This is a genomic window from Clostridium sp. CF012 (assembly GCF_018861755.1).
Taxonomy (GTDB): Bacteria; Bacillota; Clostridia; order Clostridiales; family Clostridiaceae; genus Clostridium_AD.
Window position 1 is genome coordinate 1 of the sequence record NZ_JAHLEF010000030.1, and the last position, 26,008, is coordinate 26,008.

Here is a 26,008-nt window from a genome sequence, read left to right on the forward strand (position 1 = left end):
CTTAATTATAAAAATATAAAGCATGAGATATCCAAAAATATGGATATCTCATGCTTTTTTTGTTCAAATTAGGAACCCAGTTGAAAAAACAACCATTTTTTCAGTGGCCTCCTATTACCCCGAGGTTAATTTTATTCCCATAAATCTTCAGTTAATTTTTCAATTTCTCTATGCCTTTTTTCAGTTTCTATTATATCAATAGTAATGGCATCATTAATTATATTAAGTACATCTCCGTCCTTAGCCCAGTAGGAATTTTATCTTTAGGTATATCTATCATTGACCTGTCCTCTTTTTCACATACTGCATAAGATCCTTCAAATCTATCAATAATGATTTTCATTTTATGTCCTCCTATTATGGTGGTCCGCAAACGCTACATGGGTCATACCCTGAATTTCAGCTTCTTCTTGTTGAACCTTGAGCTGTTATGCTGTTTAAACTCTTACATACGCTTCTTTTTTGGTTTACTTACAATCTTCTTATCTACAACAATAGGTTTCTTAGTTACAGTTACTGATTTTTTAGTTATAGGTTTCTTAATTATAGGTACTTCTTTCTTGATTATTGGTTTCTTAATTATAGGTACTGGTTTCTTAATTTTAGAGCCTATATTATAGCTCCCTACCTTTTTATCAAACGTTATTGTTTTTCCATTAGATGTGACTATAATAGTTCCTACTTCATCAGTTCTATAAACATGTATGTTTTTAGATTTTAACAAAGTCATTGTTTCCTTATGCGGATGACCATAGCTATTTTCTTTGCCACATGAAATTATTGCATACTTAGGATTTACTTTTGATAGGAAATCACTGGAGGTTGATTTATTACTACCATGATTCCCTATTTTAATTACATCTGCTGAAATATCTAATTGATTTTGAAGTATTTGTGCTTCTGATATATGCTCAGCATCACCAATGAATATAAATCTTGAGTTGCCGAATTTAAGCTTAGTGACTATTGAATAATTATTATCATTGTCATATTTTTCTGCATTAGGAGCTATAATATTACATTCAGCATTACCTATCTTGAACGTTTCCCCTACCTTTGGTACAGATACTTTCATATTTTTATTCTTAATTGCTAATACTACATCTTTAAATGTTTCAGTTGTTTCAGTTGTTTTAGTTGTTATAGGCATGTAAATTTTACCTACACTAAAAGTATTAATTACTGTGTCAAGCCCTCCAATGTGGTCTTCGTCTAAATGAGTACCTATCAATACATCAATCTTTTTAACGCCTTTCTTTCTTAGATAGGCTACTACTAATTTATCATCGGCATTATTTCCTGCATCAATAAGCATATTTTGAGTACCTTGTTGAATAAGTATTGAATCAGCTTGACCTACGTCGATATAATGTACTTTTAGTTCTCCTTTAACTTCTGTTTTAGAAGTATTTACTGCTATGGTTTCATTACTATTACTTTCTTTTTCAACTTCTTTCTTAGACGTTTCAGTCTTAGTGGTAGTTGTAGCTACAATTTTAGCATTAGCTTCAACCTTTGCCTTGTCTTTACTGCACCCAGTAATCATGCCTATAACTATCGCGATAGCAATTAGCCAAGAGTACCCCTTTTTATAAAACTTACTTTTAGGTTTAATTTTCAAAACGATTCCCCCCTATAATTCAATTTCTATTGGATTGTACCATATTAGGCATAATCATACAATTATTAAAAAATCTATGTAGTACTCAACAGCCAGAAAGCAAATCTGAATATCGTGGCGGTGTTATCTACAAACGAGATAGAACTAACACTATGTTAGTAATAAAATGTTCCATTTGCAAAGATGTTAACAGAAAAATAGTGTATGGAAGTTGGTCGGCATGGTATTCTGAATCTTAAAATAAATATATAAAAAAATAAATAAAAATGCCTGAAGTTAGCATTTATAGTTGCTTTTTATTCTTTACTTTTAGCCATTCTTAACACCTGATCACCTATTTTTATAAATATTATCTATGAATTCTTAATTTTAGCAGTTCTCCAATATTTCTTCTCTAATTGTACTTTATTAAATTGTTCTTCAGATATAATTGCAAGGTTGCTTCCTGAAATATTTTCATTTTCATAAAGAGCGGCATATATTGTTAACATTAGTTCTGCATTCTTTTCTAATATATCATCTTTTCATTTTCAAAATAAACATCTATTCCCAAATTTTCAAGTTCATTCAATGCCTTGAGTGTATCTAAGGTATTTCTTCCAAAACGACTAATTGATTTTGTAAGAATTATATCAATTTTGCCACTATTACAATCTAAAATCATTCTTTAAAACTCTTTTCTCTTACTTCTGTTTCTTCCAGAAACTTTATCTGCATAGACTCCAGCAAATTCCCAATTTATATTTTTCTTAATTTCATTTTCATAATATGATACTTGATTATCTAGACTATATAGTTGATTTTCATTTGAAGTACTTATACTACAGTATGCAGCCACTTTTAATACTTTAAATTGTGGTATTGTATTAAAGTTTATTATTTGTTTTATTATTCTCATATAGCTTTTGTTAATCTAATTCTCTGCACTTCCTTAAATAAATCTTCATCAATGATTTTTGCATAATATTCATCGCCTATATAACGTTCATAAGAAAGTATCTTTGATATGGCCTGCTTTCCCCATTTAGGATTATTATAAGGTGAAGGAACGCTACACTCTTCAAGCCTGGATGAGATACTTCCCATACTTTCTCCATCAGCATATAGTTCGTATATTAATTTAACAGCCATAGCCTGTAGTTCATTTATTTCAATTCTATTTGTAAATCCTCTATTATATCCAAAAGCAATTCTTTTTTTAATTTTTTTATCCACGTTATCTATCCCCTTATTCATTATAGATACAATTCCTATCTATAATTTTATTACCACATATTTTCTTATAAAAATCAAAAACAGATTACTGCTAAAAATCAGCAATAATCTGTTCTTTAAATTAATCTGTCTTCTTATCTTGAGACGATTAGGCTAAATATTTTAATACAATTTATCAGAAAGTAAGTGTTCTTACTATTCGTCGCGTCTACATTGGATTAGAACAAGAGGGCTTTATTACAAGTGGTAGCGAATATTTAACTCAGAATGGTAAAAAGTTTCCCCCATTTTCTTTGTGAAAATATCATTTGAATAGGAAATAAAGTTTCAGCATGAATCTCACATTTAAAATGTGTAGCATGCTGATTTTTTTTTATTTCAATCTATTATCAAACATTAGTTGAATTTGAATACCAAAAGGATCTTCAATAATCCCGTATGCTTTACTAAACACATTATTAGATAATGGAACGATGATTCTAATTCTGTTATCTGTAATTAAGCTATTATAAAAATGTTCAATTTCGTTTAAGTCAGCACTTTGAATACATAATGATGTGTTATTACCAACTTTATATTTTTCATTACTATCCATTGTATTTTCTGCAATCATTATTTTAGTTTTTCCAATTGCTAAAATAGAGTGAGAGATATAATTTTTATTTTCATCAGTAATCTGTATTGTATTATCTCGTTTTCCCATATCTTGGTATGTAACCAGTAATAATTCCTCTGCATTGAAATGTTTTTTATAGAAATTTATAGCTTCTTGTGCTTTCCCATTTATTGAAAGAAAAATAGCAATTTCTAGTGTTTTACTCATAGTATCAATCTCCTTTTTTATAGTAATTCTCAGGCATATATTATATATATATTGATGTATTGCCTTAAATTTATTATAATATTTAAAGGTATCAAAACATGATACCTTTAAAGGAGGATTGTATGAAAAAATCAGAAAGATTAAATGACATGATAAGATACTTAAATAGTCGAGAATTCTTTAATTTGGGTGATTTAATGGATAGATATAATATTTCAAAAAGTACAGCTTTGCGTGATATTAGTTCATTGGAACAATTAGGTATGCCTATTTTTTCAGAGTATGGTAGATATGGAAGATATGGTATCTTAAAACACAGGTTATTATCACCTATTAATTTTACTCTTGATGAAGTGTATGCTTTATATTTTGCAATGTTGACGTTAGAGTCTTATCAATCTACACCATTCCATTTAAGTGTTAATAAACTAAATGAAAAATTTGAAAACTGTCTTTCTAAAGTACAAATAAAACAAATTCATCAGATGAAAAAAGTTTTACAATTTGAAGCTTATCAACATAATAATGTTAGTCAGTTTTTAGATACAATTTTACAAAGTATTCTTAATGAAATTAGTTGTAAGATTCAATACTTAAAAAATAACAAACAGGTAATTTACCATATTCAGTTTTTTAAAATTTCTGCTAAGTTTGGACAGTGGTATGCTACTGGAATAGAGATGAATACAAATAAATATAAAGTTTTAAGATGTGATAGAATGACTTTGTTAGAATTTCGTAATGATAAATCACAATTCTCTGTTGAAGAACTCATCAACCGTTCTTTAGAATTTTATCAATCTGAAAAAAGTATTGAGTTTGAAGTGGAAATTTTAAAACATGCAAAGGATATTTTTTATAAAGAGCAATATCCATCAATGAAAATAGAAAGTGGAACTAAGACACTTATAAAAGGGTTCTATAATTTAGGCGAAGAAGCATTTATTGCAAATTATTTTATTAGATATGGTAATTCCATCGTATCAGTAAAACCTGAATCGCTAAAACACCTTATTCAAGAAAAAATAGAGAATCTATTAAATTATTATCAAAAATTATAAATCAGAATGCAAATCACATTACTGTGAAGCATGCTGATTTCTTTTTTTATTTTGCAATTAACCAATTATTTTGTTTTTTTAAGGTTAATTCATATTGTAAAATTTGTTTGCCTTTCGTTTGTTGCTCGAGATATTTAACTGCGACCCAGACCTTAATTTGATTCCCTTGCTTCTGATAGACAAGACTAGCCGTAGCAATGTTCAATAAAAAGTGCACACCCCTGAGTTCAAAATCCATAGGGGTGTGCATTTATTTAAATTCAATCCAAACTTTTGTGCTTTCAAACTCAATTTTCGCACTTCATTTTACCCCAAAAACAACGAAAACCCCTGAATTCAAGGGTTTTCCATTGTATCAAAATTGTTGTTTATGTATGAGATGATTAGGCTAAATATTTTAATACAATTTAGCGAGCTTTTCAAGAGGAATCTCAAATTTGATTGACGCTAAATTGTAGGGGTTTCTGCTAAAAGGTGCACACCCATATATCCATATGTTATCACATACTGGGTGTGTTTTGATAGTAAGTTGATACTGATACGCATCTTAATAAATATTCTCTTTGAGTATAAAACATCCATTTCTATTATCTACAATCTGATTACTTCAGTCACCGATTCATCATGACAATGGACTGTTGGTTGAATCATGATTTGATGAGGGTTTTTATCCGATCTGGTTATCACGTCTAGACCTTATAAAGGTATAAAGGATTGCACCGTTTATAAGGATGACTCTAAGGATCTCAGATACATTTGATGGAAATAGCGCTGGAATCGAAATAATATTAAAACCTTGTAGGACTATGATTCCAAGAAGTGCGTTTCGCACTGTTGCTTTACTAATTGTAGCACCGCCAACAACCAGTGCAGACACGGCGAATACTCCAATACCTATGTGAGAACCATAGGTGCTAAAATTACCGGTATTTTGCAATAAGATTATTTGCCCCCATGCCGCCACAATAGTGGAAATGGTAATCGCAGTGATTCTGACTTTTGAGATTTGCCCTTCAGAATCTATGGAATTTTGCTGCTTCGAAGATAATTGAGTGAAATCCTGCCCAATCCTGCTGCGAGTAATCATTAGGCTGAAAACTGCAACGGCACAAATGAGGACACCTGTTATCACGGGGAACTCTATATTTTTAAGTTGCTTGATCTCATTTGGAAGGACATCAGCATACATAATCAAGGAACTCATGAGAATGACTACAGTGACTAGGGCTATTCTGGTGTAACCTGTCTTCTTGTCAAAGTGGGCATCCTTTTTCATCAAATGATAAATGGTGAATCCGAGAAAGAGAATCCCTACGATGATGAGAAGTAAGAAGAACTGGACTTGCAGTAGTCCATCAACAGAATGCAAAAGTGTGCCTTTTAGGTTAATTGTGTTTTTAAGACCTACGCCGCCGCTTAACAAAAGCTCAGGGGAAGTTATTGGAATAACAGACCCCATGAGAGCAAGTACGATGAACATGTATATGCCATTTCCTAAATAACCAACAAACCATGAGGCAATCATCTCGTGACCACGGGTCTTATTGAGCAGCATCCCTGTTAGAATGCCAAATAAAACGGCAAAGAGGGTGGCAAAAACAGCTGCAGTCAGGAAGCCTAAAATCCCCGACAACTCCCAGTTCACAGCCATGATGACGCCGAGCTGACCGGCAATTGCTCCAATGACAATACTGAAGTTAAAGCCCATACCCACTATTACTGGTATGAGTAGAGAGAGGACAAGGAGAGAGTAGCCAGTAAAACTCTGTACAAGTGCATTCATCATGTTATAGGGCGTTTCTTTTGATATGAAAATCCCAAGTACTACAAAAACAGCGAAGAATAAGGTCACATTATTTCTAAGTAGAAAATTCTTTTCTTTTTTCTTTTCTGAACTTATTTTCATAAAAATCCACCTTTCTATTTTTATATTTATTTACCATTTAAATTTAACTCAAGATATTATATCTCCAAAAATGGCCCTATTATAAAAATTATGCCACCCCCTATAAAAATAGACCCTATATTAAATGAGTATGTATAATTGTGTTAATTAGAATCTAATTACATATATCTCTATATTCTCCACATTGTTTAAATATACCTTTAATTTGTCATAAAGTCTTTTATAACAGCTATGAACCTTGTGGGTTTTGTTCATCCGCTAAAAAGTGCACAACCATATAAAACTGCTCCATCTACTACTCGTTTCATGTGCATGAACATGTTATACTTGAATAAAAAATAATTTATTATCCTAAAAGTTTTATTTGCTATCTATTATTGCCTTCTCACTATCTAAGCCAGCTAAATAATTATCAAAATATGCAAATGTTGATTTCCTATATTCTATATTTTTACCTGCTAATTTTATTGATGAAATATATCCTTCTGTATATATCTTATTTATATAACTAACACTTTTAAGAGTTTAGTATTTTGTCGGCAAAAATTCCTTTAAATATAATAAAATCACATTCTGTCCTGTACTAATAAATTCAAGTGAACTTAACGTCTTTAATTTCTTTTTGGCATCAACTGGTAAGTCTTCTACTACAAGATTTTCGATGTATTTTTTATATGGAAACTTAGCTATTCTAATTGTGTTTTGTTTGTTACTTTCCTGTGTTAACGTTGCCAGCCTGCAATATCAAAAGCGTCCTGTTATCCATTTGAGGTAGTTTATCGACACCTATTCTTCCTTAATCATCCATTGGTACTTTAGTGACTCTGCTGCAACCATGTCAATATCCTTATTATTAAAGTATACGGCATTTCATGAGAAGACAATTTCTATTTCCATATAGACCCTTGTGGAATTATTTTCATAAGGCATATCTCATCACCCATTTTTATACTTTTTAACAGTTCCACATCTACTTTACACTCAAAGGCTTTTTCAAAAAGGACTTTACTATACCCAGTCGTGCATTGACACCAGGTATCGGTATCTAATCTATCCACATCTGCAAGCATTGGACATGGGCAAAAAGGAAATTGCAGATATAGTTCTCCATTTGCACATGACAGTCCAGCTGCTTTTGCCTTGTCCGAATTTCCAAATTCATCCATACTCGAAGATGATTCTACCAGCTCTTTCACCAGCGCTAATTTCTCATCCATTCCATATCCACACTGACAGTGCATTCTAATCTGTTTAACATCCGATTTATCAAAATGATTTTCTAATCTCTTCATTGTAGACTTCACCCATGTCGGATTATCCTCTTTTCTAGCCACCTCATCTTTTCCATATACTATTTCTCTTGCCATTTTATCATTGCTCGCGCTTTTGACAGCACCATAAATTACCTGTTCCTGAATTTCCCTTATATCAAACATTTTAAAACCTCCATTTTTTTATTTAGCTGTGAATTGTGAATTTATAAAATCATAGTTAATCCAATCCCTCTGCTTATTATAATGATCGACATATGCACCGTTTTGTTTCTATTACATCAAAAACATAAAATAGACTCCTTTCAATCGAACTATATCCCTGTGACAGTTCTCATTATAGTAAGAATTCTATTTTTTTACTTCTGAATTCTTGCTCTATTTAATCGGTATGCATAGATCCATTACAACATTCATGTTTTCTCTGTCAACAGCCCGATAAATATCTAATCCATATCTTTCATCCATTTCATAACCGCTATGTGCCAGCCAAATACTAAATATGCCCTGAAAAGCGACAAAAATATCTTGTATCAATCCATCAAAGCGATAAACCGCAAACTTACCCCCTTGAATCGTTGTTACATTACCGAGAGAACAATTTTTATCAACCGTCATGCATATGTCATATAAACATTGATCTAAATTTGTAATGGAAGGATCATGATAAGACCTTTCAATCAAAAGCGTATCTTCATTAAAATAATCTTTGTATTTTTCTGTGAAGTCGCACCAATTTTTCTCCAGCTCAATATAGTTTCCAATATGTCTTTCGTAGATAACCACGAAATCGTCCAGTTCCTGTATTAGGATCTGTCCATCATATTCTTCAAATGATTGAAACCTGGCTAGCTTGTCTAGGTAAAAAGGATGGGGTACACATATTGTATTCATACCCTTTCGAAATTCTGTCGGAGAAATATTATGGTGCTTCTTAAATGCTGAACTGTAATTTGATGGGCTATATCCATAATCAAATCCAATGTCAGTAATGGATTTATCTTTTTCAATTTTGAGACTTAAAGCACTTTGTTCTATTTTTAAGCGTTTGATAAAGGCATAGATACTTTCTCCTGTTTCTGCCTTAAAAACTCTGCTAAAGTAATATTTTGAAAAATGACAGTGATCTGCAACATCTTTAATGGAAATTTCCTCGTCTAAATGTCGTATAATATAATCAATACTTTGATTTATAAATTCGTTTGTGATCATAATGCACAACTCCTATTACTATCTGATATTATTTTGCAACAAGAAATTTTAGGATGCATCCCACATACTTGAGTTATCCCTTTTGGTGGGGAATTTCACTCTTTTTTCTGCAAAAGGCAAATGCTCTCACAATGTGATGTCGCAGGAAACACAATATAACGAAACAACATTTAATTTTTCTCTATTATAGTTATTATCTGCTATTTACAACTGTTTATTTTCATTCTTTGATTCTATTAATACTTCTATCATTTTATCTTCTGTTTCTTTTGATAATTTAATTTTTTCTAGTTCCATATAACCTTTTTCAAACAATTTAGTCCTGTACCCTAAAGCATTCAAAAATTTGCTACCTTCTGGAACAATAAAATAACATTTTAAATTATACACCTCAGCTAATGGAATATAATTACTAATACTTCTAATAATATTTTTTTCATCATCCTTAAACAAATAAAATTTTGAAAATGCTTCTGCTACTTTCTTAACTGCTCCAACATGATAATCTCTCCCACGCTGTCCCATAAATCCCGAAGTTGTTATTTCCCCCAAATATAAAGTCTTTTGGTTTCTATTTATTCCAATTAAGTCAGGTTCCATATTACTAAATATATTATGCATCTGTTTTTGGGGCAAAGTTAATTGTTCCAATTCATATTTTATACAAAAATTCTCAGCCAACTCTTTTTCAACAACGGTTTTTAATAGATTTGTATTTGCCATCCTCTTGCCTTCTTTCAGAATACATTTCATCAACTTTATGTTTAATAGCTATAATATAAAATTTCCAATACTACTATATTCTAAATTCTATATAATTAGCATATTACCTTTTTTTCTTATGAGTTTTAGTAAGAATAATCTATTCTTATCATTTGTGGTTTTAGCTGTAATCATGCCGATAATAATTCCGCTAAAAAGTGCACACCCCACTCCAAAAGTGCCCCCCTAACTTAAAAAACCATAGGGGTGTGCATTTATTCCATTCCAACCTATAATTTTATAACGTCCTGCTCAACTTTCAACTTATATTTCAATCCAAAAAACAACGAAAACCCCTGAATTCAAGGGTTTTCCATTGTATCAAAATCATTGTTTATGTATGGTGGAGGCGAGGGGTGTTGTAGCAAACAAATAGTTTGCAATTTTTTCACCATTAATCTTAATAGGTAATTTGTAATACCGAATTGGGCGAATTTTTACAAAGCGATTTTTCTTTCTTTTTCTCCATCTTTAAATTTTATGTCACCTTTAGTTATACAATTATCTACTGGACATACTAAAGAACATAAGTGACATCCTACACATTTTTCCCTATCTAGTGAAGGTCTTCTATTTTCTTCATCCCATTTAATTGCTTGATGACCACCATCAAAGCAAGATACGTAACATCTTCCACAGCCTACACAATTTTCATGTTTGAAATTAGGATATACTATGTATCCACGATCTAATTTCTCTGCTGGAATTGTATTTTCAAGAGCTACTCCTACTAAATCTTCTAGTTTATCAATTCCCTTTTCTTCCATATAGTATGAAATTCCACTTATTAAATCTTCAACTATTCTATAACCATATTGCATAATTGCTGTAGTCACTTGAAGATTAGAAGATCCAAGCATTATAAATTCTAATGCATCCTCCCAAGTTTCTATACCACCAATACCGCTTATAGGAATATTTTTAAGTTTTGGTTCTTTTGAGAGCTGAGCTATAAATCTTAGTGCTATAGGTTTTACAGCTTTTCCTGAATATCCAGATATAGATGATTTTCCATTTACTATTGGCAATGCTACTTGCTTTTCAAAGTCTATTCCAGTTATACACTTTATTGTATTTATAGCTGAAATTGCTGTTGCTCCACCTTCAATAGCTGCTATTGCAGGAGTTTCCATGTTTCCTATATTAGGAGTCATTTTTGCAATTATTGGAAGATGTGTTCCTCTTCTTACTGCTGCTGAATATGACTTAACAAGCTCAGGGTTTTGTCCAACGTCTGAACCCATAGCATGAGATGTCATCTGTGGGCAGGAGAAGTTACATTCAATAATATCAGCACCTATTTCTGTAACACGTTTTGCAAGCATAGTCCATTCTTCTTCATTACTTCCCATTATTGAAGCAATAAGAACCTTGCTTGGGTAGTTTTCTTTTAACTTTTTCATCTGCTCAATGTTCCACTCAAGTGGGTGCTCCGCTATCTGTTCCATATTCTTAAATCCTGTAAACGGAGTAGCCTCTTTTCTTAGTGCATCAAAACGTGGTGATACTTCATTTGGTATAAAAACTCCGATTGTTTTAAATACTATACCACCCCAACCGGCTTCTAATGCCTTTGCACACATTTCATAATTGTTTCCAACTGGTGATGAGGCCAGGAAAAATGGATTTTCACACTTTACTCCACAAAATTCTATTGAAAGATCTTTCTTTTTCATAACTTAAACCTCCTTAGTTGATGCTACCTGTCTATCTGCTTGCCTAGACTCTCTTTTTGCAGTCAAATATCCTTCAATTCTTTCTGCAGCTAATTTACCTGATGCAACACCTTGTACAACTGTCTTATCTCCCTCAATGATATCTCCTGCTGCAAATATATCTTCAATATTGGTTCTACAATTTTTTGTAACAACTATTCCTTTTCCATCAATGTTTATATCTGCAATGTTTTTTATATCTTCTGATTCCTGTCCTACTGCGAATATGACCATATCTGCTGTAAGTTCTAATAGGGCTGAATCAAACATTCCTTCGGCCTTGAAAGCAGAAACCAATCCATTCTCTCCTTTAATCTCTAATGGTTTGAACCCTGTAAATATTGGAATATTCAATGATTGGATATATTCTCTTTCCGCTATATCTGCAGGCATTTTTTCTATAGTTCTTCTATATACTATTTTTACATCTTCACATCCAAGTAATTTAGCAGTTGATGCACAATCTAAAGCAACATCTCCACCACCTATAACTATCACATGGCTACCTATCTCAATGTTGCCTTCAGTAGTTTTTGCTTTTGAAAGAAAATCCACTCCATTTAAAACGCCTTTCAGTTCTGAACCATTAACGTCTATAGCTTTCCCCTTTTGCATTCCACATGAAACTAAGAACGCCTCATATCCCTTTGTTCTAAGGTCTTCTAGCTTAATATCTTTTCCTATTTTACAATTTGTCTTAAACTCTACCCCTAAGTCTTTTACATAATTCATTTCTGCTTCTACAACTTCTTTTGGTAGTCTTTGAGGTGGTATTCCATAATTTAACCATCCGCCTAGTATACTTTTTTCTTCGAATACCGTTACTTTATATCCTTTTAGTGCAAGTGATGCTGCTGCTGCAATTCCACTTGGACCTGACCCTATAACTGCTATTTTTTCATTTATAGCTTCTACTTTATCTAAAACTTTCATATTTATACTTTTTTCATAATCAGTTACATACCTCTGCAAATCACCTATTCTTATTGGCTTGTCTATACCGCATCTACTACAAGCCCCTTCGCAATATTGAGCTGTAGGACATACTCTAGCGCATATTCCACCTAAAATATTGTTTGTTCTAATGGTTTCAACGGCACCCTTTGTATTTTTAAAACGAAGTGATCGGATAAATTTTGCTGGTTCTGTACCAGCAGGGCATGCCTTACTGCAAGGTGCATCATGGCATAAAAGACATCTCGCTGCCTCTTCCATTGCTAAAAGGGGTGTTAGCCCAATTTTTGTTTGTTCTAAGTATTTTTTATTTTCCATTTAAGTATTTATCCCCTTTCTAAACTATATATATTTACTAATTCGTCAATGTCATAACATGTTTGACATTAATTTAACAGTGAATGTATTTTTTTCTGCATGATTTTCATTGATATAATTTATATACTCATTATTTCCGCAACAAAATCTACATCTATTTAACAAATTATTTTATGAATCTAATCATAATATGTGGAAATTTTATAATTATTTAATATAATTTTTGTATGAATTATGTACAAAAATATACAACAAGGTGGTAATCACTATTTGATTAAAAAAAAATATAAGCATATATAAAATTATTGATATAATTAAACATTATGTATTTTATGATATACCTATAATCTATAGAGAAGACTTTGATAAGAAAATATCAAAAGAAAATAATAACAGAACTCCTATTGTATGCCTTATTTTAGTATTTGTAAACCTTATTCCGTTATTATCGGAGCTGAAGCATGATTTTTTTTCAATATATTAATGTGTTAATTTCCCACCATTTTTATTTACTATCTCCCTAAGCTACACCTCACCTATAATTTTGGGTTTGTTATACCATATAGAGAAGGACCAAACAATAGAACCATCCCCTTGTTTTTTTGCTGGGCACACATAAAAATACAGCCTCCTTATGGAGACTGTTTCATGTTTATGTTTCCTATGAGGATATTCATTTCTTAATCATAAAACCCTAAAATCTTTAATGCTTTCTCCAAGAATATAGTGTGAAAACCACATCAAATTCTGCTTCATAATAGCCACATTAATTCCTGGCTGGTCAGAACTATATCCCATTCCTTTAAATATAACTAATTCTGTATCAACTTCCATATCCCTTAGTCCTTGATATAACTCATATGCATCTGGAGTTGGAACTCCTGCATCCTTTTCACCATGTTGGATCAAGGTGGGAGTACAGGCTGATTTGATATATGTTATTGGTGAAGTTTTAGCATATATCTCTGGATCATTCCATGGAGTATCTCCTAAATACATCCTAGTAAATTGAGGTATATCTGTATTCACATAATTGGTAATCCAATCACTAATTCCACCTCCAACTGAAATAGCCTTAAATCTATCACTATATGTAGAACAGAAGGCTGATATATATCCCCCTTGGCTCCATCCCATAGCCCCTACTCTATCCTTATCTGCAATCCCCTTATCAACTAGTGCATCCACCCCAGATATAACATCATTGTAGTCACCAATTCCCAATTTTCTATAGTTTGCTTTTAAGAATTCATTACCATATCCTGAACTTCCTCTGTAGTTTGGTTCTAAAACTATAAAGCCCTTTTCAATAAACTGCTCAATAGGATATTTCTCATTAAAACAATCTGAAAATATTGGAAAGGATGTCCAACCCGGACCACCATGGATTACCACTAATAAGGGATATTTTTTATTTACGTCAAACTCTACTGGGGTTGATAAAACCCCTTCTATTTCAAGACCATCACTACTTCTCCATGAGATTATTTCCCTGTTACTTTTAAGCTTTCCTTTAAAAAAGCTATTTTCATTCGTTATTTTTTTATTGTCTAAATAGATTTCAAAGGTTTCATTTGTTATAGCCTTATTATAGGATATATGATTTCCATCCCTTGTTATAGAAGCTTCCATTATAAAGCTATCTGCTTTTTCGCTTAACATTTCCACAGTGCCATCCTCAGATAGCAACCCAATAAGATAATTAGTTTTATTCTGCCATCTAATTAAAATCCCTTTAGCTGTCCATCGTAATGGAATAACCGTACTATCAAAATCTGTTAAAGGTTGAGCTCGCTCTCCACTGTTAATATCATATATCTCTAGTGTACTGTCTTCTATATGTGTCTTATAGTAATCTTTTTCCCTTAAGCTTGCCGTATAACATATTTTGGTGCCATGAGGAGAAAAACAAACGCTCCCCCCTAATAACTTATTTCCATTCATCTTTTGTAGCTCTCCAGCTTTAATATCTAGTATGTATAGGTCTCCATTCTGACAATCTTCCCCATCTGGGCTTGGGGTAGCCATAAATACAACCTTATTGCCATCATTTGAAATATCAAATTCATGGATATGAAAATCCTTACCGTCAGTTAGTTGATACGCAACGCTATTTTCGTTTTTATCCTTACCAGCACTACTAGAATCTTCTGGGTACTCATATTTATCATTAGATTTTTGTATACCTTTTTTTATTTCAATGTAATATAAACAATTATTCTGGTATTCCTTGCCTATATGATGGAAATCTCCATATATCTCCTTGCGTTTCTTAATTTCCTCAGATTCTTTTGACTGTGCAACATAATAAAAACCCTTTCCAGTTGGTTCCCATTTGAATTTACTTACTCCTTCTTTCTCATCAGTAATTTGAATCCTAGTATAATCATCTATTGACTTAACAAAGATCTGATTTTTCTTCTTATCCCCGTCACCAACTGAACTAAGGTATGCAATATGTCTATAATCTGGAGACCATAATGGGTGTGTACAATCTATATCTCCAGTTGTTAATGGGTAACATTGCCCCTTGTCTTTTTCATATATCCATATATGGTTACTATATTTATTGTCTTTCCAGTTAGTTGTCCTCTTGACAAATGCTACGTTTTTGCCATCATCACTTATGTTTGTATCTGATAAGGTTGGTAATGAAATACTCTCTTCTATACTTAGATAATTTTTTTTACTAATACTCATTAATAAACCCCCTCTATAGAATTTTATTCACCAAAAGAATCCGTCTGACCGCTAAAACATCTACTCTACTAAATCCTTTGTTAAATCATTTCTAATTCATTATGATATTTTCCATATACTAGCTTTTCATTACTTACTATTAATTATATCAAACAAAGACTGACATCAGTATGTCAGTCTTTAAGTGAAGATTTATTATTTTTATAAACTCAATAAGATAATCCTTAACTCATAATACTTAATTCCCTTCTTATTGAATTAGCTTAAAACAATATCTTGAGTAACTAATAAATAAGTACCCCCCTAACTTAAAAAACCATAGAGGTGTGCATTTATTCCATTCTACTCTATAATTTCACGGCTTTCAGCTCAATTTCCCACTGTATTTTACCAAAAAACAACGAAAACCCCTGAATTCAAGGGTTTTCCATTGTATCAAAATTGTTGTTTATGTATGTCTACTAACTATGGTTTAATCAGACTTTCAAATTGTTTATATCTTCTATAATCTGATTCCTTGCATTCCATGGATATTAGAACTCCATTACTATTATATTTAGTTGATTTGATATTGGCATTATCATTAAAATATGACAGTACATTTCCCTTTTCATATGGGATTAGCATTTCACAGCAAACATGATGGTGAAAAGCCTTTTTGCAAATTTCATTTACTAACTTATCTATTCCAGCTTTATTTTTTGCAGAAATATATATGCAATCTTCTTCATGTATTGTGATTTCACCCTCTACTAAATCTTCCTTATTATAAACATAAATAATAGGGATATTATCCGCACCTAGCTCTTTTAATGTCTGCTTTGTAACTTCAATATGTTGTTTGTAATTAGCGTTTGAATAGTCAACTACATGAACTAACAAATCAGCTTCAATAATTTCCTCTAAAGTTGAGCGGAATGCATCTACAAGCTGTTTAGGAAGTTTACTGATAAACCCTACTGTGTCACTTAACAGAAATGATTTATTATCAGGAAGTTTAATGTTTCTTACATAAGTTTCTAATGTAGCGAATAACATATCCTTTTCAAGTACCTTCTTATCAGTTGAAGAGCAGTACAAATCAATCATGGAATTCATAATGCTTGATTTACCTGCGTTTGTATAACCTACTAAAGCAACCACAGGTATTCCTGATTTTTTACGTTGTTTTCTTTGATTCTGCCGCTGAACTACAAGAGTTTTCAGTTCAGCCTTCAGTGCACTTATTCTATCTTTAATAGTCCTGTGATACTGATCAAATTTTGTCTCCTCCGAAGCTCTATTTATTAAACCGGTATTTCCTGTCTGAGGACTCAATGATTCTCCAAGGCCGGTTAACCTCGGTAGAATATATTGTAATTTTGTTATTTCAACCTGCAGCTGTGCTTCTTTGCTTTTAGACCTTTTATCCAAAATGTCCAAAATAAGAACCGTTCTATCTATTATCTTGCATTTTAGAGCTGAATTCAAATTACGAATCTGTGAAGGCGACAGCTCATCATTAAAAATAACCATATTCACTTCTTTCTCAAGAATTAATGCATGCAATTCTTGTATTTTCCCCTTGCCTAGATAATGTGACGGATACACTCGTTCTAATTTTTGAGTAATTTCACAAATTACTTCAATATCACATGCATCAGCCAAGCTATATAGTTCCCCCATCATATTTAAAAAATCCTTATCATTCCTGAGATAACAGCCTACAATTATTGCGCTTTGTTTTTGTTCCATACAATGTCCTCCGTTCATTACCATTCTATTAAGACAAACAAAAGGGGTAGACCTGTCACTACCCCTATGTACCACTCTGATCCAAAAACTAAAGCTCAAAAATCTTTGTTGCAACATTTTTGCAGAATTCACTGTCATGCTCTACGAATAATAAGGTTGGTGAATATTCTATAAGTAGCTCTTCTATCTGCATACGAGAGATAATATCCACAAAATTAAGTGGTTCATCCCAAATATACAAATGAACCTTCTCGCAAAGACTTTTTGCAATTAGTACTTTTTTCTTTTGGCCGCCGCTAAAAGCTAACATATCTTTTTCAAATTGAGTTCTTGAAAAATCAAGTTTTCTTAGTATTGCTTTAAAAAGACTTTCATCAATATTGTTATCAAAAGCGTAGTCAGTTAGGTTGCCCTTAAGATGCGATGTATCTTGTGATACATAAGAAATTTTAAGGTCACTTCCTTTTCTGAAAGTGCCTGAATATTTCATATCCTCACCACAAATAAGCTTAATAATGCTTGACTTTCCTGAGCCATTTTTGCCTTTGAGTGCAATTCGGTCACCTTGCTCAATACTAAAGTCAACATCTTTACAAGCCATGGTGTCACCGTAAAAAATCGAAACATTCTCAAGTTCTACAAGTTTATCTTTATGAAAGGTAAGTTGAGAAATCTTCAAGCTGTCGGAGCTTTCAATATTTTTGAGAAGCTTAGATTTTTCTTCAATGGCAGCTTGCTGTCTGTTTTCGATTGACTTGGAACGTTTCATCATTTTAGCTGCCTTATGGCCAACATAACCTTTATCTAGCTTAGAACCGGAATTTGTTGTTCCTTTTTTTGATTTTTCCACATCATTTGACCAATTGTTCGTTCGTTTAGCAGACTCCGATAAACGGTTAATATCTCTTCTGAGCTTTTCGTTTTCTGCAAACTCAAAGTCATCCTGCTTTTTTTTATTTTCCCGACAGCTGGAAAAATTACCCTTTTGTATTTCTATATTTGTCTTATTTATTGAAAGAATATGGTCAATACAATTGTCCAAAAAAGACCTATCATGTGAAATCAAAATAAATCCTTTCTTTTTTCTAAGGTAATAACTGAGTTTTTTTCTAGCTTCAGCATCCAAATGATTTGTAGGTTCGTCAATAAGCAGAAAGGAGTTCTCCTTCAAAAACATACTGGCAAGCAATGCTTTTGTCTGTTCTCCTTCTGATAGTGTATAAAACTGCCTGTATAAAACATCTTCGTCTATATCTAAAAGTGATAATTCTCTCATTATTTCCCAATCCATTGAATTTGGACTGATTTCTCTTATAATATCTATGGTGAAATTTTCTTGTTCCTTCACCTCATAGGGAAAATATTCAAAAGTTACATTAGCTGAAATATTTCCAGTGTATTCATAGTTGCCAAGTAAAAGATTCAGAAAAGTAGTTTTTCCTCGCCCATTTCTTCCTGCAAAGCCCAATTTCCAATCTGTATCGATTTGAAAGCTTAAATTTTCAAAAATACTATCGTAACTACCTTCATAAGCGAAGGTCAGGTTTGTAACATTTATTAAAGACATAGTTTTGTCCTCCTTTGTAATTAATAGTACGAATAACAAAGTCGGAACAATAGGTGACTGGTATTACTCCATATAAATGCCACCTGAAGTATCCGGCTCTACATGGAGATTATCATGCGTTAGCAAGGTATCTTTATTATCCATTATATATTCCCTCCTGTTCATTCTATTTATTTATAAAAAATAAGAGCCGCAAGAAATTATTATTCCTACAGCTCATAAATATATCAAATCCACCCCTATATTAAGGTCACGAAGGGTATATATTTTCTGAGTGAAAAAACAATTAACTTTCTTGCATAAGCACAATAAAAAGAGGTATAGTATGTATCCACAATTTTATTATGCTTTATAAAGCTAGCAAGAAAAATTAATCATCTTTTCCACTCCAATCATCATATTTGTTTAGACTATATCATACTAACTTTCAAAATTCAACTAGTAGAATAAAAAAATTATACCTACGCCCTAATAATACCTATAATATCCTCCCCATACTTTTCAACCTTTACTTTACCAAAGCCTTGAACCTTTAAAAGCTCTTCCTTATTTTTAGGTTTAGCTTTTATTATTTCTTCCAAAGTATTATTAGTAAATATGCAATATGCCTTTATTTCTTCCACTTGTGCCTTTGCATATCTGTATTTTTTTAGCTTTTCATATAACTCCTCATAATTTTTTCCTATGCAATCTTCTTTCTTTTCAATAGTCTTCTCAATCTCTATTTCAACTATCTTTTCAACAGGCTGCTCACTCTTTATTTCAACTACCTTTTCATAGCTTTCTTCAATTACTTCCTCAACTTTACTATTAATATTTTCTTTAAAATCCTCATCAGTTAATCCATATTTTTTATAATAATCATAGGTTATTTCTGTATTATTCTTTATTAAAAAGTTTGCTATGTCAATCATTTGACTTTCACGCATCTTTTCACTGGGAATTACCTTTTTTATTTTTTTATTTAACATATCTGTGATTAGCTTTTTAATCATCTCTTTCATAAACTTCATTTATATTTGCAAATGCTATTAATGGTTCGAAACCATTTTTAATTGCATATATTCTTCTACTGCTTTATTAAGTTCAGCTACATATTCTTTTGGTGTTTTTTCTACTTCAATCTTTATAAGCTTTCGCTTATTAGCATTTGCTTTTAGGTGTGCAGAATCTGTATAAAGTATTTTTCCAGTTACCATTTTAAGATTTATAGCTTTAAATACTACTTCGTCAAATATTTTTTGGAACACGTCTGTCCCTTTACAAGTTGTCTTTCAGATCTTATTCCAAATAAGTACCCAATGAACAACATTTTAAAAAGTAAAATAGGCTCTATACCAGGTCTTCCATTATCTGGGTAGTAATATTTATGGGTCAATGCCTGGGATTAGTTTAAATGTTAACCTCAGGGTTGAAATATTTTATGCATCTAATATTAACAGCTGTCTACTTTAATGGAGCATACTATAAATCTATATCCATTAACTTTATTATTTAACTATGTTATTAGCTAATTATAAAAATGACTGTCCACTTTCGGTATTTTCACATACGAAATATTTAACTACTGTAGCTCCTACATCTGATAATGTTTCTCTCTGTCCTAAATAATTCTTCTTTAAATCTTTACCGTATAATAAGATAGGTACATATTCTCTAGTGTGATGGCTGTGGCCTATAGTTGGATCATTGCCGTGATCCGCCATTACTACAAGTCTGTCATTTCCATCTAAAATCTCCATTATGTGTCCTATATATTTATCTGCAATTTTAAGTTTTTCTACATATTTATCCGTATTTTGCTCGTGACCTGCAATATCAGTTTCTTGAACATTAGTGCAGATAAAGCCTGCTTTCATAGCTTGAATTTCCACTATTGTTAATTCCATAACTTTTTTTGTATCCACACAAGATATACTTTTCCCATAATCATTTGCCACTATATCAGCAACTTTCCCAATTAGGCATACAGATATACCGTTTTTGCCCAAAATTGTTGGTGCTTGTACCTCAGCATTCACTCCATATCCCATATGCATAACCTGGTATCCTTCTTTATATACCCCAGACTTTGGAGCATTTATTCCAATATACTTTCCATTTTTTTCTTCCACTGCATCAAAGATATTTTTTACACTGACGTTTTTCCCTCCAAAAGCTATTACTCTTGAAACCTTCACATTATTCCTAACTACCTTTCCAATCTTAAGAACTTCCTCATATGTTATTAAATCCAATGAAGAGGTTAGGTTATATACCTGACCTAAATCCGCTTCTATATTATCACCAATAGTAACACATCCATTTACAAACAGAAATTTTGTATTATCACCCATATATTCAACTTTATATCCAGCACTTATAAGTGCAGTATACACTTTATCAATAGATTTAGAAAAGGGCTCTATAAGTGGTAACTTTGGTTTCGTTCCCATAATTTCCTGATGACCTAAAAATGTATCAGCACCTGCATGCATTAGCGACGCTTTCCCATAAATAGCATCAGTACTTTTTTTCATAGCACCTATTTCTTCTCCCAGGGCATTCATAAGCCCTATCTTCTCAAGGTTTGGAAGTCTTAAATTCGGAAATTTTTCTAATATATGTTTGCAAGTATTTGCACCCACATCCTGAGGTCTCACATCTACTACATCTTTCATATAACCTACACCAAAACTGTCTAAAACAATTACAACAAATCTATTCATTAAATCATCTCCCTATTTTCCTTCCTAAACTGTCATATATACCAACAATTTCAGGGTTTCCCTTTTGTATTCCCTTTACCACAGCTACATGGCTTCGCGTTACAAAAACTTGTGATCTACTTGCAAAAACAACAGTATCGGAAACTTTGGCATTTCCCTTAAGCCCTAAGTAATAGTCTATACTTTCCAAAGAAGGGGTCTCAAGCTCAAGTTTTTTTGCAACTTCTATATTTCTGCCTACAAGAGCGTTCTTTGTATTTGATCTTCTGTAATATCCACCACCATAGCAGTAACAGGATTCATCTAAATTATGAGATATTTCACTTACATATACTATAGAAGGTAGCTCTACTTCATCTCTCAAGGCATGAAGTGGTGTTGTACCAGTTAGTCCATGTCCTGGTTCTCCATGAGTACCACCTGAGCTGTATATTTTTTCAATAGTTGATGTGCATGTAGCGGAAGGAGTGTTGATTTGCTCCAGTTTTAGGTGTAATTCTTTTTCAAGTGTTGCTTTTGCTGCACTTAATGTGTCCATATTATGTGTTTTTTCTATACTCATATTGTCAGCATTATATAAAAAACAGGGAAAAGACGTTATACCATAGATTTTTATGTTTGGCATAGCAGCTATTATCGCAGCATTTTCTATTAGTTCATTTAAGTAAAAACCTCCGTATTGTGCAGGGTACAATATATCATCTTTATCTATAACCCTTAGCATAACATTCTGAGTTACATTTATTTTTTTTGCAACTTCAGAGATTTTTTTAGCCTTTTCTACAGAATAAACCGTTATAACCTCAGGCTTTTGTAATAAAATATTTTCAATATCATTATTTGGTATCTGCACAAGGTGACCTACATGTCCGAGTTTTATTCCATTTTCCGCTAATGTTTTCGCCTCTCTCCAATCTACTGCCACAGCACCTTCATACCCTAATTTCATAATTTCTGAAGCTATATATGGATTCCTTCCAAACTGCTTTGTCATAAAATAAAGCTTTATGCCATACTTATCTGCTTCCTTTTTTATACATTCTGCATTATATAAAATGGAATCAACATCAAGAATATAGGTATCTGGTTCTATACTTCCATTTTGATGTAATTCAAAAGCTGTTTCTACAAGCTTTCTATTTCTTCTTAATGTGATATCTAAAAACATTACTGCACCTCTTTATATATATTAGTGTTCTGCTCTTTCTATTGCTTCTCTTATTATTCTAATTATGGTATCAGCACCGCTTCTCATGGGATTTATTCTAATCATTCTTTCTTCAAGTGTAGGATCTGTAGCTCTAAAAGTTCCAGAAACTCTATATACCATAGGTACAAATTCATATTTTGATTCTGCACCAACAGGGTTAGGCGCTGCTCCAAGCTTTTCTGCTTCCACCAGCACTTTTTTTGCTATAGCTTTGTCTAATTCCACCAAGAGTACTTTTGATTGTGCATTAGCTAGAAAAGCATTTTTTACGCCTTTGACTTCTCCGGTATTAAACCTCTGTACAAGTTCTTCATTTACTTCAGCCTGAATGGCAAGCTGTACTGGAGCATAGACAAGCCCCCGTAAAGCTGACATTGCCTCATGTCCTTGAACCTGGCTTCCACCTGAATAGTTTAATTCTATTACTTTGTCCACATAGGAACTTTTACCCACTAGGCAACCTATACCTTCCGGACCTAAAAGCTTAAATAAGGAAAAAGCTGAAAGCTGTGCGCCGAATTGAACGCCTATTTTTCTTACCTTCATTACTGCATAATTGTCATCTGTAATTATTGGAATGTTTTTCTTAACATCATTGATTATCTTTATAACTTTTTCCATATCATATTTATCATCTATCTTTTGCCTTGTATACTGTATAAGTACAGCATCTATATTCTCACTTGTAAGAATTCTTCTAATTTCATCCTCACTATTAAAATCTGCTTTAACTATTTTAAGGCCCATTGAATCTAGAGTTACTTTTGTTGTAGGATATATAGGTGCATCATGAACCAGCATAACGCCCCCTGGTTTTACCATACTTAGTATACCCCATCTTAAAGCTCCAGTACCAGCTCCTCTTAAAAGTGCGACCTTCTCCACTCCAAAAAAATCTGCTAAGGTTTGCTCTACTTTTAAAGTAGTAACTGGTTTATTAATGCCCACCACAACTCCCAAATCCCCAAGTGTTAATATATCTTTTCCATCAAAATGTTTTGTTATTGTATCTATTAATTTAAACTGCAATCTCTTTGCCTCGTCCATTGTCATAGATTCCAAGGGATATGTTTTCAATATAATCACTCCATTTCCTTTTACTCTAAGCATATATCCTTAGGGCATTATTCTTTATCATATTATCAATTTGAGCCTCGCTTATGCCACCTTTTCTTAGTAATGGCACAAAATTATCAAGAAGATATGAATATCCCAATCCATTTAAATACTTAAGATGAGATTTTCTTGTAATATCCATAGATAAAACAATTTTTTCTGAAAGACCTCTTTTGCTAAGCTCTTTAAGAAGATTAACTCTCACAGCTTCCGGTTGATAATTTATTTTACCTATAGTATCAAAAGCAACATTTGCTCCACTATCTATAAGTCTTAATATGCAATCTAGATCTCCACTCAAATCAACATGGCTAATAACAACTTTATCAAGGTTAACACCATATTCTTTAAATATTTTTAACTGCTCTAGTCCCAGAGTTCCAAGTGTTGTATGGGTTACAATAGGTTTTCCAGTTTCTACGTGTACCATAGATGCAGCCCTAAACACCTTCTCTTCTTCTGGAAGAATATTATCTTTACTTGTTCCTATTTCACCAATAATATCAGCTTTTACCCCTGTATTATCGATTCCATCTGTTATTTCCATAAGCATTATATGTGCTAATTCCTTTATGCTTAATTTATATACTTCTTCTGGGAAAAAAGGGCTTTTATAATATCCTGTGGAGCTTAAAATGTTAATACCAGTTTCGTCTTTTACCTTTGTAAGAAACTCAATATTTCTTCCCATTCCTCTATTAGTAACATCAATGATATTACTAACACCCTTTGATTTAAGTTCCTTGAGTTCTTTAATTATTTCTTCCATGGTGTCAAGCTTGCAGTCCTCATCTTTTTTAGGACCCGATAAATCTATAGTTATATGCTCATGGGCATAGGTAATTCCATTTAATAATTTCATTAATCTTCATCTCCATCTGTATTAAATATCAATTCATATTTTCTTCTTAAATATGATTTTTTAAAATAATCAATATAAAGCTGAGGCATTATGTATTGACTACTTATTTTCTCTGCAAGCTCTATCACGCAAATCCCATTATCAATTCCTTCTCTTGATACCATAACGATACCAGAGGCTACTTCATTTGCAGGAATTGTCACCGCAGTAGCATTAACCATATTAGCTATCTTCACAAGGTATTTCCCACTTCTATTTTGAATTTCTTTTGCAAAACTGCCCATATTACCAAACACAGAATCTCCTAGCCCCTCTAAATCAATAGGACCCTCAAAAGTAATCAATATATCATATTTACATAGCAATTCATTTACTCTTATTATTGAGTCCTCCCTATGATTAAAATCAGGGAATCTTTCTTCATATATTTCTATTCCGTTTTTCTTCATAAAAGATACAATGTCATTAAGACTTTCTCTCATATCCTTACCATTTGGAAGTGTTATATTTCCAATACAGGGGACCGCTATCTTTATTTTTCTAAGTTCATCCTCACAATAATTTTCGGTAAGTTGCATATCCGCCATATTATATATACACTCTTTCGCAATCTTTAAGGAATGACTTATAACTCCAACACCTGCAGTAAAATCAATTCCATCCGTGGATTTCTTAGAATAGTTTGCTTTAAGCCCCATACCCTTTGCCATTATAGAATATAAGTTTAAGCTAATTGCCGGAGCAAGAACAGATCCCCCGCCATCAGAACCTATGCCAACATCGTTTATGCCATATAGTACATTAATAGCTGTAGCACTGGAAGATCCTGTCATTATTTTACCTGTAAGAGGATTTGTAAGTCTTATATCTATTGCTCTTCCACCATCAGCCATACTATCTATGGTGTGCCATACATATTTATTATGTTTTGCTAAATTATTTATATACTTTCTTCTTACAGCTTTAGTGTTTTTTACTCCATAAAATATAGGGCAAGTATTATCATTTAAGATCTCAACTGTATCCAAAGCAGCGTCTTCATTTACTCTGTCCACAGTAATATTAAGCAACTTATTAGCTTTTACTGTAGCTTTTGATATTCTTAGCATTTGCTCAAAATTATTATCCATAATTAAACCTCATCTTTATTTTAGGCGTATTATAATAAAATATATTGTGATTTGTAAAATGCCATTTAATGAATCACTGCGCTAAATTAAAAATGTACTTTTTAATCTAGTTGCTTTCTTTGA

Annotated in this window: 22 protein-coding genes and 3 pseudogenes; 1 reads left to right on the top strand and 24 read right to left on the bottom strand. The window is 32.2% G+C overall.

The window, feature by feature from the left end; genetic code table 11:
* Window positions 1-131 precede the first annotated feature (131 nt).
* The 6 genes and pseudogenes from KPL50_RS19970 to KPL50_RS20000 form a co-directional block, all read right to left on the bottom strand.
* Window positions 132-343: pseudogene (locus KPL50_RS19970) on the bottom strand (DUF3006 domain-containing protein).
* A 102-nt stretch (window positions 344-445) separates the two neighbouring features.
* Window positions 446-1,621, bottom strand: a complete 1,176-nt coding sequence (locus KPL50_RS19975; RefSeq protein WP_253200723.1) for a ComEC/Rec2 family competence protein — start codon at window positions 1,619-1,621, stop codon at window positions 446-448.
* Window positions 1,622-1,974: 353 nt separating this feature from the next.
* Window positions 1,975-2,112, bottom strand: coding sequence for a hypothetical protein (locus tag KPL50_RS19980; protein WP_216300308.1), 138 nt, complete (start codon window positions 2,110-2,112; stop codon window positions 1,975-1,977).
* Between the two features lie 17 nt (window positions 2,113-2,129).
* A pseudogene (locus tag KPL50_RS27175) lies at window positions 2,130-2,519 on the bottom strand (recombinase family protein).
* Window positions 2,516-2,836, bottom strand: a complete 321-nt coding sequence (locus KPL50_RS27180) for a recombinase family protein (protein WP_216300311.1) — start codon at window positions 2,834-2,836, stop codon at window positions 2,516-2,518. Before KPL50_RS27180 ends, KPL50_RS27175 begins: the two are co-directional and overlap by 4 nt.
* Window positions 2,837-3,209: 373 nt before the next feature.
* Window positions 3,210-3,659, bottom strand: coding sequence for a VOC family protein (locus KPL50_RS20000; RefSeq protein ID WP_216300312.1), 450 nt, complete (start codon window positions 3,657-3,659; stop codon window positions 3,210-3,212).
* Window positions 3,660-3,781: 122 nt separating this feature from the next.
* On the opposite strand from KPL50_RS20000, the gene KPL50_RS20005 reads away from it, so the two are divergent.
* Window positions 3,782-4,720 carry a YafY family protein gene (locus tag KPL50_RS20005; RefSeq protein WP_216300313.1) on the top strand — a complete coding sequence of 313 codons (939 nt, stop codon included), beginning with the start codon at window positions 3,782-3,784 and terminating at the stop codon, window positions 4,718-4,720.
* Window positions 4,721-4,766: 46 nt separating this feature from the next.
* Here the strand turns inward: KPL50_RS20005 and KPL50_RS20010 are convergent, their stop codons facing one another.
* From KPL50_RS20010 to KPL50_RS20090, 18 genes and pseudogenes are all read right to left on the bottom strand, one after another.
* The gene (locus KPL50_RS20010; protein ID WP_309245201.1) at window positions 4,767-4,970 is read right to left on the bottom strand and encodes a conjugal transfer protein; all 204 of its coding nucleotides are present in this window, start codon (window positions 4,968-4,970) and stop codon (window positions 4,767-4,769) included.
* A 417-nt stretch (window positions 4,971-5,387) separates the two neighbouring features.
* Complete coding sequence (locus KPL50_RS20015) at window positions 5,388-6,626, bottom strand: hypothetical protein (RefSeq protein WP_216300315.1); 1,239 nt, start codon at window positions 6,624-6,626, stop codon at window positions 5,388-5,390.
* 525 nt (window positions 6,627-7,151) lie between these two features.
* Window positions 7,152-7,361 carry an ATP-binding protein gene (locus KPL50_RS27185; RefSeq protein WP_253200731.1) on the bottom strand — a complete coding sequence of 70 codons (210 nt, stop codon included), beginning with the start codon at window positions 7,359-7,361 and terminating at the stop codon, window positions 7,152-7,154.
* Between the two features lie 152 nt (window positions 7,362-7,513).
* On the bottom strand, window positions 7,514-8,062 hold the full coding sequence (locus KPL50_RS20020; RefSeq protein WP_216300316.1) for a DUF6144 family protein: 549 nt from the start codon (window positions 8,060-8,062) through the stop codon (window positions 7,514-7,516).
* 213 nt (window positions 8,063-8,275) lie between these two features.
* Window positions 8,276-9,109, bottom strand: a complete 834-nt coding sequence (locus tag KPL50_RS20025) for a GyrI-like domain-containing protein (protein ID WP_216300317.1) — start codon at window positions 9,107-9,109, stop codon at window positions 8,276-8,278.
* Between the two features lie 204 nt (window positions 9,110-9,313).
* On the bottom strand, window positions 9,314-9,832 hold the full coding sequence (locus tag KPL50_RS20030) for a hypothetical protein (protein WP_216300318.1): 519 nt from the start codon (window positions 9,830-9,832) through the stop codon (window positions 9,314-9,316).
* Between the two features lie 476 nt (window positions 9,833-10,308).
* The gene (gene preA, locus KPL50_RS20035; protein ID WP_216300319.1) at window positions 10,309-11,547 is read right to left on the bottom strand and encodes an NAD-dependent dihydropyrimidine dehydrogenase subunit PreA; all 1,239 of its coding nucleotides are present in this window, start codon (window positions 11,545-11,547) and stop codon (window positions 10,309-10,311) included.
* A gap of 3 nt (window positions 11,548-11,550) precedes the next feature.
* Window positions 11,551-12,858 (bottom strand): FAD-dependent oxidoreductase, encoded by a 1,308-nt coding sequence (locus KPL50_RS20040; RefSeq protein WP_216300320.1) that lies wholly within the window; start codon window positions 12,856-12,858, stop codon window positions 11,551-11,553.
* Between the two features lie 684 nt (window positions 12,859-13,542).
* Window positions 13,543-15,558 (bottom strand): S9 family peptidase, encoded by a 2,016-nt coding sequence (locus KPL50_RS20045; RefSeq protein WP_216300321.1) that lies wholly within the window; start codon window positions 15,556-15,558, stop codon window positions 13,543-13,545.
* Window positions 15,559-16,023: 465 nt separating this feature from the next.
* Window positions 16,024-17,292 (bottom strand): GTPase HflX, encoded by a 1,269-nt coding sequence (gene hflX / locus KPL50_RS20050; RefSeq protein ID WP_216300322.1) that lies wholly within the window; start codon window positions 17,290-17,292, stop codon window positions 16,024-16,026.
* Window positions 17,293-17,380: 88 nt separating this feature from the next.
* Entirely contained in the window at window positions 17,381-18,859 is a 1,479-nt protein-coding gene (locus tag KPL50_RS20055) for an Lsa family ABC-F type ribosomal protection protein (RefSeq protein WP_216300323.1), read from the bottom strand.
* A 461-nt stretch (window positions 18,860-19,320) separates the two neighbouring features.
* The gene (locus KPL50_RS20060) at window positions 19,321-19,872 is read right to left on the bottom strand and encodes an HRDC domain-containing protein (RefSeq protein ID WP_216300324.1); all 552 of its coding nucleotides are present in this window, start codon (window positions 19,870-19,872) and stop codon (window positions 19,321-19,323) included.
* Between the two features lie 51 nt (window positions 19,873-19,923).
* A pseudogene (locus KPL50_RS20065) lies at window positions 19,924-20,237 on the bottom strand (transposase); the annotation flags it as partial.
* A 136-nt stretch (window positions 20,238-20,373) separates the two neighbouring features.
* A complete protein-coding gene (locus tag KPL50_RS20070; protein ID WP_216300325.1) occupies window positions 20,374-21,567 on the bottom strand; it encodes a phosphopentomutase in 1,194 nt (397 codons plus the stop codon).
* Between the two features lie 4 nt (window positions 21,568-21,571).
* Entirely contained in the window at window positions 21,572-22,735 is a 1,164-nt protein-coding gene (locus KPL50_RS20075; RefSeq protein ID WP_216300326.1) for a YhfX family PLP-dependent enzyme, read from the bottom strand.
* Window positions 22,736-22,756: 21 nt separating this feature from the next.
* Window positions 22,757-23,830: an aminotransferase class V-fold PLP-dependent enzyme gene (locus tag KPL50_RS20080; RefSeq protein WP_375372950.1), complete on the bottom strand. Its 1,074-nt coding sequence runs from the start codon at window positions 23,828-23,830 to the stop codon at window positions 22,757-22,759.
* 49 nt (window positions 23,831-23,879) lie between these two features.
* A complete protein-coding gene (locus tag KPL50_RS20085; RefSeq protein WP_216300328.1) occupies window positions 23,880-24,755 on the bottom strand; it encodes a phosphotriesterase in 876 nt (291 codons plus the stop codon).
* The gene (locus tag KPL50_RS20090; RefSeq protein ID WP_216300329.1) at window positions 24,755-25,885 is read right to left on the bottom strand and encodes an amidase family protein; all 1,131 of its coding nucleotides are present in this window, start codon (window positions 25,883-25,885) and stop codon (window positions 24,755-24,757) included. Before KPL50_RS20090 ends, KPL50_RS20085 begins: the two co-directional genes overlap by 1 nt.
* Window positions 25,886-26,008: the final 123 nt, after the last annotated feature.